The 11,107-nt window shown below is 60.9% G+C and carries 10 protein-coding genes; 1 reads left to right on the top strand and 9 read right to left on the bottom strand.

Features of this window, described 5'->3' with window-relative positions; all coding sequences use genetic code 11:
* Window positions 1–70: 70 nt before the first annotated feature.
* Together tyrS and DW136_RS07830 are read right to left on the bottom strand one after the other, a co-directional pair.
* Entirely contained in the window at window positions 71–1,282 is a 1,212-nt protein-coding gene (gene tyrS, locus DW136_RS07835; protein ID WP_117629202.1) for a tyrosine--tRNA ligase, read from the bottom strand.
* 97 nt (window positions 1,283–1,379) lie between these two features.
* Window positions 1,380–3,356 carry a U32 family peptidase gene (locus DW136_RS07830; protein WP_158551615.1) on the bottom strand — a complete coding sequence of 659 codons (1,977 nt, stop codon included), beginning with the start codon at window positions 3,354–3,356 and terminating at the stop codon, window positions 1,380–1,382.
* Window positions 3,357–3,518: 162 nt separating this feature from the next.
* Here DW136_RS07830 and DW136_RS07825 point away from each other — a divergent pair, with 162 nt between their 5' ends.
* Window positions 3,519–5,735: a transglycosylase domain-containing protein gene (locus tag DW136_RS07825; protein ID WP_117629204.1), complete on the top strand. Its 2,217-nt coding sequence runs from the start codon at window positions 3,519–3,521 to the stop codon at window positions 5,733–5,735.
* A 184-nt stretch (window positions 5,736–5,919) separates the two neighbouring features.
* Here DW136_RS07825 and DW136_RS07820 read toward each other — a convergent pair whose 3' ends face one another.
* The 7 genes from DW136_RS07820 to rpsK all read right to left on the bottom strand — a co-directional run bounded on the left by DW136_RS07820 (window position 5,920) and on the right by rpsK (window position 11,101).
* Window positions 5,920–6,357 (bottom strand): arginine repressor, encoded by a 438-nt coding sequence (locus tag DW136_RS07820; RefSeq protein WP_006235280.1) that lies wholly within the window; start codon window positions 6,355–6,357, stop codon window positions 5,920–5,922.
* A gap of 132 nt (window positions 6,358–6,489) precedes the next feature.
* Window positions 6,490–7,488, bottom strand: coding sequence for a glycosyltransferase (locus tag DW136_RS07815; protein ID WP_158549267.1), 999 nt, complete (start codon window positions 7,486–7,488; stop codon window positions 6,490–6,492).
* Between the two features lie 203 nt (window positions 7,489–7,691).
* The gene (gene truA / locus DW136_RS07810; protein ID WP_117629206.1) at window positions 7,692–8,516 is read right to left on the bottom strand and encodes a tRNA pseudouridine(38-40) synthase TruA; all 825 of its coding nucleotides are present in this window, start codon (window positions 8,514–8,516) and stop codon (window positions 7,692–7,694) included.
* Between the two features lie 92 nt (window positions 8,517–8,608).
* On the bottom strand, window positions 8,609–9,076 hold the full coding sequence (gene rplQ, locus DW136_RS07805) for a 50S ribosomal protein L17 (RefSeq protein ID WP_006235277.1): 468 nt from the start codon (window positions 9,074–9,076) through the stop codon (window positions 8,609–8,611).
* Between the two features lie 30 nt (window positions 9,077–9,106).
* Window positions 9,107–10,048, bottom strand: coding sequence for a DNA-directed RNA polymerase subunit alpha (locus DW136_RS07800; protein WP_006235276.1), 942 nt, complete (start codon window positions 10,046–10,048; stop codon window positions 9,107–9,109).
* A gap of 32 nt (window positions 10,049–10,080) precedes the next feature.
* A complete protein-coding gene (gene rpsD / locus DW136_RS07795; protein WP_006235275.1) occupies window positions 10,081–10,677 on the bottom strand; it encodes a 30S ribosomal protein S4 in 597 nt (198 codons plus the stop codon).
* A 19-nt stretch (window positions 10,678–10,696) separates the two neighbouring features.
* The gene (gene rpsK / locus DW136_RS07790; RefSeq protein WP_006235274.1) at window positions 10,697–11,101 is read right to left on the bottom strand and encodes a 30S ribosomal protein S11; all 405 of its coding nucleotides are present in this window, start codon (window positions 11,099–11,101) and stop codon (window positions 10,697–10,699) included.
* Window positions 11,102–11,107 lie beyond the last annotated feature (6 nt).

Here is an 11,107-nt window from a genome sequence, read left to right as displayed (position 1 = left end):
TGAAAGGCAGATTGCCGCTCTGGCGGGTTTGCAGCGTCAACCGGTTACGCGGTTTGGTAAAACCGCGTAACTAAACCAACTTAAAGCCCTTGCGCTTGCCCACGGAGAGGGTGTCGCCCAGTTTGAGGGCGCTCGGATCGATGTTGTAGCTCTTGGGAGCCACAGCCTTGCCGTTGATCTTGACGCCGCCGCCGTCGATGTCGCGGCGGGCCTGACCGGCGCTGGCCGAAAGGCCCAGGTCCTTGAGCAGGCCGGCGAGGTAAATCTGACCCTCGTCGTTGACGGTCAGCTCAACGTGCTTCTCGGGGAAGTCGGCAAGCTGGCCCTCCTTGAACACGCGGTCGAACTCGGCCTGTGCCTCGTCGCCGGCGCCGGCGCCGTGGTAGGTGTCGCACAGGTCGCGGCCCAGTGCGCGCTTGAGCTCATAGGGGTCGGCGGAGCCATCGGCCAGGGCGGCATCGATCTTGTCGACCTCGGCCGGGGCGAGCGAGCTGGCCAGACGATAGTACTTGCCGATCATCTCGTCGGGGATGGACATGGTCTTGCCGAACATATCCTTGGGAGCGTCGGTCAGGCCGATGTAGTTGCCATAGGACTTGGACATCTTGCGCACGCCGTCGGTGCCCTCGAGCAGCGGCATGGTAAGCGCGATCTGCGGCTCCATGCCCATCTTCTCCATGAGCTCGCGGCCGGCGAGCAGGTTGAAGAGCTGGTCGGTGCCGCCCATCTCGACGTCGGCCTTGATCTGAACGGAGTCGAAGGCCTGCATCACGGGGTACAGAAACTCGTGCAGGGCAATCGGCGTCTGGGACTGGTAGCGCTTGGTAAAGTCGTCGCGCTCAAGGATGCGGGCGACGGTGAACTTGGAGCACACCTGCAGCAGGCCGGCCAGGTCCATCGAAAGGATCCAGTCGCCGTTGTGCACGATGGTGGTCTTCTCGGGGTCCAGGATCTTCATGGCCTGGCTCACGTAGGTCTCGGCGTTGGCCTCGATCTGCTCCTGCGAAAGCTGCGGGCGGGTGGAGTTCTTGCCCGAGGGGTCGCCGATCAGCGCAGTGCCGTTGCCGATGATAAGGGTGACGTTGTGGCCCAGGTCCTGGAACTGACGCATCTTGCGCAGGGGCACGGCATGGCCCAGGTGCAGGTCGGGGCTGGTGGGATCGACGCCGAGCTTGATGTTGAGGGGCTCGCCCTTCTCAAGCTTCTTGCGAAGGTCGGCCTCGGGGACGATCTGCGCTGCACCCGAGGTGATGATACGCATTTGCTCGTCAACAGACAGCATTGGGTATCCTCCTTTTGCTATAGCACCCTCACCGGATACGGCGGTGCTGGAAGTTCATAAACCCACTAATAATAACCAAAACAGCGCGACGCGGCACCTACGACAGGAAAATCCTCGTCCTGCCGCACGCGTCGATAACGACCGGCAAACGCGTGCCGTCACGTTCGACCAAAAAGCGCGCCTGCTGACGGCGCGAGCAGTCACGGCAACGGACCTGCCCCGTTGCATCCGTGGCGCAGGCGCCCTCGGCAGTCAGCAAGCAGTGCTCGCACACCATGAGCTCGGGACGGTCGGCATCGACAGGCCCCAAGACACCGGGGCAAGCGGCAAGCTCGGCAACACGCTCCGCATCATTGCCGAGCAACTCGGCCGACAAGCACACCCGCCCCGCACCGAGTCCGCGCAGCCAGGTAAGCGTGGCCCGATTGGCACAGAACACCGGCGCCGCCACGTCAAACGTTGTGCCCAGCTCGCGGGCCATCGCCACTTGTCCCAGATTGCGGCAGACGACGCGCCCGGCACGCTGCATAAGCGCCCGAGTCCGCTCGGCGTCGCCCGCGCGGCACACTTCGTCGAGCACCACCGTTGTATCGGACAGATCTCGCTCATCGCGCGGACCCACATCCATCAGCTCCCAGGCAAAGACCATACGAGCAAAATCCTCGCGCTTTACCGGCCCCGCCGACCCCGCCAACTCCGTCGACGCGCCGCCATCCACCGCAGCGTCCTCAAAGGGCAGCACCTCAACGGCACGCGCAACGGGCGCAATCGCATCCGCCTCGGCCCGCATGCGCTCCAACACCGCCGTCGTCTGATCCAACACGCCGGCGCTGCGAATCAGATAGACCTCGCAGCCCGCGTCCACCTTACGCTTGCAATGCACGACGACGCGCTTCCCCGCTGCGGCATCCACCGGGCAGGGCACCTGCGGCCAGCGCTTGGGCACATCGGGACGCGCGTCGACACCCGGATAGAACCGAATCTCGAGCGTGTCACCCGCCGCCACGGCGGCATCGAGCTCAACGGTCACCTCTTCGTGGCCCACAGCGACCAAGCGCCCCACGCGCACGCCCTGGTTGATCGCGCGCTCAAAGCTCATGAGCTCGGCACCCGAACGACCCCGCAGGTAAGCATCGGTAAACCCACGGTTAAACGACCTTCCCAGCTCGCGTTCAAGCTCTTCCACGGCACCGGAGTCCCACGCGCCGTCGCACAGCATATCGAGTGCCCGACGCCACACCCTCACCACGTTGAATACGTAATCGGGATTCTTCATGCGTCCCTCGATCTTGAGCGATGCCACGCCGGCGGCAACAAGCTCGGGCAGGTGCGCGATACCCAGATAGTCACGCGGACAAAGCAGGCGGTCTCCCTCGACGGCAACAACACTCTGCCCCGCCTCGTCCACTAGGTCGTACGCCAGACGGCACGGCTGCGTGCAGTCGCCGCGCATCGCCGAGCGCCCACGCCGCAGGGCCGAGAACTCGCACGCCCCCGAATAGCCGATGCAAATCGCACCGTGGCAGAATACCTCGATGGGCACGCCCGTGGCACATAGCGCCGCAATCTCGTCGACCGTCAGCTCGCGTGCCGTCGTCACGCGCTCGACCCCCAGTTCATCGGCGGCAAGCCGCACGGCACCCTCGCTATGAGCGCCCGCCTGCGTGGACAGGTGAATCTCGACCCCGGGAATCGCCGCGCGCAGCGCGCAGGCCAACCCGGCATCGGCGACAATCAGAGCATCGGCGCCCAGCTCCAGTGCATGAGCTCCCAACGCCACCGCGTCGGACAACTCATCGTCAAACACGAACACGTTGAGCGTTACGTACACATGCACGCCATGGGCATGCGCCACGGCGCAGCCGCGCGCAAACTCGTTATCCGTAAAGCCATGGGCGCTCACACGGGCGTTAAAGCCGCCCAACCCCGCATAGATGGCATCGGCACCCGCGGCGATAGCCGCAAGCATCTGGTCGAGTCCGCCCGCCGGCGCCAGCAGCTCGGGCAGCGCCGCACTGACAACATCCAATCCAGTCTCGTATTGTCCGCTCGGCCCCATCGTCCGAATCGCCATCGACAAACTCCTTACCAAGGTATGCATTCACTCTGAAAAATGCCGTCTTCCAGCATACACGAGGCCTCGCGCGCCCCGTTTGGTTTATCGTGTAATAACTTATGTCCATCCTGCCCCGACGGCACATCCACCGTCTGGCACGACATACCTGGAGGTCAATATATGGGTCCTCGCCAACGACAGGGACACAGCCGTTCAAAGACGCACGCCCTGCCCATAATCCTGCTCTCGTTTTTGGGCTTTCTGCTGATTGCGGGCGTGGCGTTTGGCATCGGCATGGTCGGTAACGTCAACCGCTGGCTGTCCGATCTGCCCGACTACACCGACGCCAACGCGTATCTGGTGAGCGAGCCCACCGAGATCGTCGACTGTAACGGCAACAAGATCGCGAGCTTCTACACGCAAAACCGCAAGTCCATCACCAAGGACGAGGTCTCCCCCTACGTGCTGCAGGGCACCGTTGACGTCGAGGACGAGCGCTTCTACGAGCACGGCGGTATCGACCTGTGGGGTATCGCGCGTGCTGCGGTGGCAACCCTCGGCGGCGGGCACGAAGGCGCCTCGACGATCACCCAGCAGCTTGTGCGCAACACCATCCTGCAGGAGGAGCAATTCGACTCGACCATTGAGCGTAAGGTGCGCGAGGCCTACATCGCCATCAAGATGGAGGACATGTACTCCAAAGACGAGATCCTCATGATGTACCTCAACACCATCTATTACGGCCACGGCGCCTACGGCATCGAGGCCGCAGCCGAGACCTATCTGTCCAAGAGCGCCGCCGACCTCACCCTGAGCGAGGCCGCGCTACTCATCGGCCTTCCCAACTCGCCTTCGCAGTACGACCCCACGGTCAATCCCGATCTGGCACTGTCTCGCCGCAACAAGGTTCTCGACAACATGCTGCGCCTGGGCCACATCACCCAGGAGGAGCACGATGCCGCACAGGCCGAGCCCATCACCCTCAATGTGACCGAAATCTCGGGCAGCGGCGTCGACGTATACTCGCAGCCCTACTTTGTCTCCTACGTCAAGCAGCTGCTGGAGCAGGAGTTCTCGACCGACGTGCTCTTTAAGGGCGGCCTGACCGTCAAGACCACCATCGACCCCACGATGCAGCAGGTGGCAGAGAATGCCGTCCGCGAGCAGCTCGACACGCTCTCGCTTGACGGCCTGGACATGGGCATGGTCGTCGTCGACCCCAAGACCGGCTACATCAAGTGCATGGTGGGCGGCTACGACTACAACGCCGACGAGAACCACGTAAACCATGCCACGGCCAAGCGTCCCGTCGGCTCCACCTTTAAGGCCTTTACGCTGGCAACTGCCATCCAAAACGGCATGAACCCCAACGTCACCCTCAACTGCAACTCGCCGCTCAAGGCCAAGGGCACCACGACCGAGGTCCAAAATTACGCCAACCAGAGCTACGGCAACATCACGCTTAAGCAGGCGACGGCATACTCCTCCAACACCGGCTACATCCAGGTGGCGGAAGCCGTCGGCAACAGCAAGATCATCTCGCTCGTCAAAAAGCTCGGCATCGACCCCGCCAAGGACAACATCGAGGACGTTCCCGTCATGACGCTCGGCACCGGCTCGATCTCGCCACTCGAGATGGCCGCCGCCTACGCGACGTTTGCCAACGGCGGCTACTATCGCCAGCCGATCGCCATCACCGAGATTGATTCTCGTACCGGTTCGGTGCTGTACCAGCACACCGACAATCCCTCACAGGTGCTTACCGAGGGCGAGGCCGCCGCGGTCACCGATGTTCTGTCCGGCGTCATGAAGGGCAGCGGTACGGGTGCTGCCGGCGCCCTGAGTGTCAACCAGCCCTATGCCGGCAAGACGGGCACCACCGACAACACCACCAACCTTTGGTTCTGCGGCTATACCCCGCAGCTGGCGTGCGCCCTGTGGACCGGCTATTCCGCGGGCGAGATCCCCATCCAAAAGTACGGCACGGACCTGCTGGGCGACAGCACCAACCTGCCTGTCTTTAAGCGGTTTATGAACACCGTTCTGACCGGTACCGAGCGCGAGGAGTTTGCGACCGGAACGGCGCCCACCTACAAGAACAACAGCGTCTGGAAGTTCTACGGCACCAACAACACCAAGAAGTCGGAGAACGACGACAAGGACGAGGACGAAGAGGAAGAGGAAACCACCACAACAACTACCACGACGACCACGACCACCGAGACCACGGGCGGCGACACCACCGGCGGCACCGGTACGACCGGTGGCTCGACGGGCGGCTCCACTGGTGGCTCGACGGGCGGCTCCACTGGTGGCTCGACCGGCGGCGATGGCGGCACGCCTACGCCTACGCCCACTCCCGACCCCTCGCCCACGCCTGACGATACGGTCGGCTAAGAAGTACGCGACTAAAGCCAACAAGGCCCCGAGCAGCTTATTGAACTGCTCGGGGCCTTTTAGTTTGAAGCGACCTGGTGGGCGGTCTTTATACCGGCAAACAAAAAGGGGTACCGACCAACGTCGATGCCCCTTACAAGCCACTATGTCAGCGCACGCAATGCCGAGCGCGCGGCCCGCACACCTACTTGCGAGAATTGCTCAGCTTATTGATCAGCGCCTCGAGGCGCTCGCCGTCCTCGGCCGTCTGGGCAATAACCAAAATCGTATCGTTGCCGGCAAGCGAGCCAAGCACATCGGGCAACTCTGCCGCATCAACGGCGGCGGCGATGCCGGAAGCCGTGCCAGGCTGAGCCTTGATCATAACCAGATTATCGGTACGCAGAACGCCCGTTACGAGCTCGGAAACCATACGCTGCAGGTGCAGGTCCTCTGCCAGAACATAGATGCCCTCAGGGAGCTTACGCAGCCCCATATCGGCAATATCGCGAGAGACAGTCGCCTGCGTGCAATCAAAGCCCATAGCACGGAGCTCATCGACCAGCACGCGCTGCGTGCGGACATCCTTATTGCGCACAATATCTCTAATGGCATCCTGGCGCCCATTGCGTTTTTTAGCCATACAAACCCTCTCTCCAAAAGATGGCGGAGACAATCAATCAGTGATTGAATAGTTTAACGCTATTTGAAGGCTTTTGTGTATAAGAACGCATTTCGAAACAATTCTATGCAAGTTTGTTTCGTAATGAGCCGTTTAGGCGGTTTTTGCGCCCGTCCGGTTAAGAAAAGCTGCCAGATGCGTACACATCACGCAGCGCGCGGGCTTGGCGCTGGCGATCGGCCCAAACAACAGACCGAGTCCCCGATGGTTATCCTTGAGCGCGGCGACCATCTGACGGGTTCGAGGCGCCTCGAGCATATCACGCATGCGGGCGGAACGCTCGATTGACGACACTCCATGCGGGCTCAGACACAAATTCTCGATGCAGGCGACCAGTCCGGCAAAGTAGAACTTTTGGCTTGCCAGCTTGAGCCGACCACCGCTATCTGCTTCCGAGAGTGAGTCCGCAAGCTCGTCGAGCGCCCGGGCGTCATCGGATACCTTGGCATACATGGTGGGATCAAAGGCATCTGTAAGCTTAGGCGCCGCCGCGTGGAAACAAGCGTCGCCGCATCCGGAGACGCGCTGTGCCTGCGAGAGCGCGCACGCCATAAACCCAACCGTGCGAAACGTCTTATCGCACAAAAGACATGCCTCAAACAGTGGACGGCTGTACATCACGCCAGAGACTTGAGCAACCAAGCCGCCTAAAATCAACTGGGGCAGCCCAGTCACCATAGAAGACTCGTCTTCTATGGCAATAGAGGCAGCATCCAAGACGCGCGAATGACGCTCGCGATGCGCATCGTATCGATCGAGCGACACCGAGGGGAGCACAATGTCTGCCGCAGTATCGCACGCGATATCGACCATCTTGGAAAGGGCCTGCGGAGCAAACCACTCATCGGCGTTCATGGCGATGATTTGAGAGCCGCGCGAGGCATCAAAACCGGCACGAAGACAAGCGCCGCGCTTCGCGTCCTCGACGTCAATCAAATCAATATGGATGTCCCTGTCGGCAGCAACTTGAAGCGAATGGCGCACACCGGGCACAGCATCGCGGCAGACAACGACAATCTGCAAATCATAGAGGTCTTGGTTCTGGATACTCTCGAGCGCACGCATCGCATAGCTGGGCGAACCTTCTACCACAAGGATCACCGAAAGTCGCGGATGCGAACAACGTCGAACCAAGTTTTCCATCCTCTCGATAGCACCAAATCAAACTGTCGTTCATGGTACACCCGAGCTATAAAAGCAACGAGCCGCCTAACATGTTGCACGCCAAGAACAGATGTTGCACACGCGCAGCTCACACATAGTATGTGCAAGGCACAGACGCGCCGAGCACTCCCCTAGTCGAGAACGACAAGCTCGTCGGGGCCGTAATCCACACCCATAAACGTAAGGCCGCAGGCAGGCGCCGTGGGACCCGCAGCGGTTCGGTCACGGGCGTCAATAACCTCGCGCATCCACTGGGGATCGCGACGATGCATGCCAATCTCCACGAGCGTTCCTACAATGGTACGCACCATCGAGTGCAAAAACGCATTGCCCTCGATAGTGAAGGTCAGGATATCCTCGCCAAAAGCGACCTCGTGGCCAAACTCCGCACGCATCACGCAGCGGTGCGTGGGCTTGCCCACAGCAGAGGCAACCTTGCAAAAGCTCTTAAAGTCCTGCTCGCCCAAAAGCGCAGGGCAGGCGGCCGCCATCGCATCGACGTCGAGGGGATAGCGATGCCACCACACCGCACCGCGCGAGAGCACGGGGCGCGCATCGCGATCGGCAATACGGTACGTATACGTACGGGACCGCGCGTCAAAGCGGGCAGAAAAGCCCCTACGGGCCTTGTAGACCTCGTTTATGGCGATATCTTTGGGCAGGAGGGCATCCATAGCCCTCAGCCACCTACGGCGCGTCAGAGCAAGCTCAGCGTCCGTTACGGGCACGCTAATGTACTGGGCCACCGCATGCACGCCGGCATCGGTACGACCCGCACACGTCAGATCGATCGGGCGGCGCAGCAGCGTCTCGATAGCGCGGCGCAACTCGCCCGCAACGGTCGTCTGGCCCGGCTGCTCGGCAAATCCGCTATAGGACGAGCCATCATAGGCAACACAGAATACAAGCGTGGCATCGAGCTCAGGAATCGAATTGAAATCAGACGGCGCGGTCATGGGCGCTCCCAACAAACAATCAACGGTATCGCGACAAAAAAAGAGGGGTACGCGAACGTACCCCTCGAATATAGCCTATGCAGACGGATTGTCTACTCAGCGGTCTCCTCAGCAGGAGCCTCCTCGACGGCCTCGACCTTCTTGGGAGCAGCGGCCTTCTTGGGGGCCGGAGCAGCCTTCTTGGCCTTAGGCGTGCAAGGCTCGGTGACGAGCTCCATGATAACGATAGGAGCGTTGTCGCCCTTACGGTTGCCGAGCTTCATGATGCGGGTATAACCGCCGTTGCGGTCCTGCCACATGCCCTGGGCAGCCTTGTCGAAGATCTCGGCAACGAGCTGCTTATCGCCGAGCTTGGCGATAGCCAGACGACGAGAGTGCAGGTCGCCCTTCTTGGCCCAAGTGATGATCGGATCGACGACCGAACGCAGCGCCTTAGCGCGGGTCTCGGTGGTCTTGATGCGGTCGTTCTCGAAGAGGGCCTTAGCAAGGCTCTTCTTCATGGCCTTGGTGTGGCTCGCATCGGTGCCGAGCTTCAGGCCCTTCTTAACGTTGTGACGCATGGTCTAGTTTCTCCTCAAATATGCGAAGCATTAAGCCTTCAGGCTCAGGCCCATGGACTCAAGCTTGTCCTTCACTTCCTCGATCGACTTAACACCGAAGTTACGGATGTTGAGCAGATCGTTCTCCGAGAACTCAACGAGTTGACGGACCGAGTGAATGCTGGCGCGCTTAAGGCAGTTGTAAGAACGGACGGAAAGGTCCAGATCCTCGATCTGCTTGTCCAGCTCGGCGTTGTCGTTGGTGACCTCGGGAGCGAAGATCGAAGCCTCCTCCTCAACCTCGGGGGTCTCGGCAAGGTTCATAAAGGCGGCCATATGCTGATTGATGATATTGGCAGCCTGGACCACGGCGTCGCGCGGGGCGATGGAGCCGTTGGTCTCGATCTCGAGGACAAGGCGGTCGTAGTCGGTGTGCTGACCGACACGGCAAGCCTCAACGAGCTTGGCGCAACGGGAAACCGGCGAGTACAGCGAGTCGACGTGGATCACACCGATGGGATCGTTGTCGCGCTTGTTGGCCTCGCCAGAGACATAGCCGCGGCCATAGCCGATGCGCATGCTCATGGTGAGATGGCCACCCTCGGTGAGCGTAGCGATGTGCTGCTCGGGGTTGACCAGCTCAAACTCGGACGGAATAAAGAAGTCCGCACCGGTGACCTCGCAGGGGCCGTCAACCGAGATGGTGGCGGTCGCCTCGTCGGTCGTGCCGAGAGCCCTGAAGACAAGACCCTTGACATTCAGGACGATGTCGGTGACATCCTCGACCATGTTAGGGATGGTCATGAACTCGTGCTGCGCACCATCGATCTGAATAGCCTCGACGGCGGCACCCTCGAGCGAGGACAGAAGAACGCGACGAAGGGAGTTACCCAGCGTATCGCCGTAACCACGCTCGAGCGGCTCGACGGAGACACGAGCAGACGTCTCGTTGATCTCTTCGACCTGAACCTGAGGCCTAATGAATTCTGACATGTATTACCTCCAGCCTCAGCAGCCCGGATGGACTACTTAGAGTAGAGCTCGACGATGAGCTGCTCGTTGATATCACCGCTGATCTGCTCACGCGTCGGCAGAGCGAGCACGTTACCAGACAGCTTCTCGATATCGACCTCGAGCCAGCCAGGGACCTCAAAGCGCTCGGAGGAAATCAGGGCCTCCTTGATGGGGAGGAGGTCACGGAACTTCTCGCCGACAGCGACGACGTCGCCGGCCTTGACGCGGTAGGACGGGATGTCCACACGCTTGCCGTTCACGGTGAAGTGACCGTGACGGACGGACTGACGAGCCTCTTTGCGGGTGCGGGCGAAGCCAAGACGGAAGACGACGTTGTCGAGGCGAGACTCAAGGATGATCATGAGGTTCTCACCGGTGACGCCGTTCATCTTGCGGGCCTTGTTGAAGTAGCCGTGGAACTGCTTCTCCAGAACGCCATAGATGAACTTGACCTTCTGCTTCTCGCGCAGCTGCATGCCGTACTCAGATTCCTTGCGACGGCGCTTGGGCTGACGGATAGATTCCTTCTTGCTGCTGTAACCGAGCTCAGCGGGATCGATCCCGAGCTGACGGCAGCGCTTAAGAACAGGAGTCCTGTCGATTGCCATATTGATACGATCCTTTCAGTTACACGCGGCGACGCTTCTTGGGGCGGCAGCCGTTGTGCGGAATGGGGGTCTTGTCCTGGATGCTCGAGACCTCGAGGCCAGCAGCCTGGAGGGAGCGGATGGCGGTCTCACGACCGGAGCCGGGGCCCTTGACGAAGACGGAAACCTTCTTCATACCGTGCTCCATGGCCTGCTTGGCAGCAGCCTCGGCAGCCATCTGGGCAGCGAACGGCGTGGACTTACGGGAGCCCTTGAAGCCCACCTGGCCAGCCGACTTCCAGGAAATGACGTTGCCCTGGGGATCGGTGATCGAAACGATCGTGTTGTTGAACGTAGAACGAATGTGAGCCTGGCCCACGGAAATGTTCTTACGGTCCGCGCGCTTCAGACGGGCAGCGCGAACGTTCTTCTTAGCAGTAGCCATCTATCT

This window comes from Collinsella sp. AM12-1 (genome assembly GCF_003472325.1).
Lineage (GTDB): Bacteria > Actinomycetota > Coriobacteriia > Coriobacteriales > Coriobacteriaceae > Collinsella.
The sequence above is the reverse complement of the archived record's forward strand: the minus strand, read 5'-3'. Positions and strand labels throughout refer to the sequence as shown.

What these genes read in the sequence shown, in the direction of transcription:
- DW136_RS07825 (WP_117629204.1), top strand. Translation starts at nt 3,519, where the DNA reads ATGGGTCCTCGCCAACGACAGGGACACAGCCGTTCAAAGACGCACGCC.
- tyrS (WP_117629202.1), bottom strand. Translation starts at nt 1,282, where the DNA reads ATGCTGTCTGTTGACGAGCAAATGCGTATCATCACCTCGGGTGCAGCG.
- rpsD (WP_006235275.1), bottom strand. Translation starts at nt 10,677, where the DNA reads ATGGCAATCGACAGGACTCCTGTTCTTAAGCGCTGCCGTCAGCTCGGG.
- DW136_RS07800 (WP_006235276.1), bottom strand. Translation starts at nt 10,048, where the DNA reads ATGTCAGAATTCATTAGGCCTCAGGTTCAGGTCGAAGAGATCAACGAG.
- DW136_RS07830 (WP_158551615.1), bottom strand. Translation starts at nt 3,356, where the DNA reads ATGGCGATTCGGACGATGGGGCCGAGCGGACAATACGAGACTGGATTG.
- rplQ (WP_006235277.1), bottom strand. Translation starts at nt 9,076, where the DNA reads ATGCGTCACAACGTTAAGAAGGGCCTGAAGCTCGGCACCGATGCGAGC.
- DW136_RS07820 (WP_006235280.1), bottom strand. Translation starts at nt 6,357, where the DNA reads ATGGCTAAAAAACGCAATGGGCGCCAGGATGCCATTAGAGATATTGTG.
- truA (WP_117629206.1), bottom strand. Translation starts at nt 8,516, where the DNA reads ATGACCGCGCCGTCTGATTTCAATTCGATTCCTGAGCTCGATGCCACG.
- rpsK (WP_006235274.1), bottom strand. Translation starts at nt 11,101, where the DNA reads ATGGCTACTGCTAAGAAGAACGTTCGCGCTGCCCGTCTGAAGCGCGCG.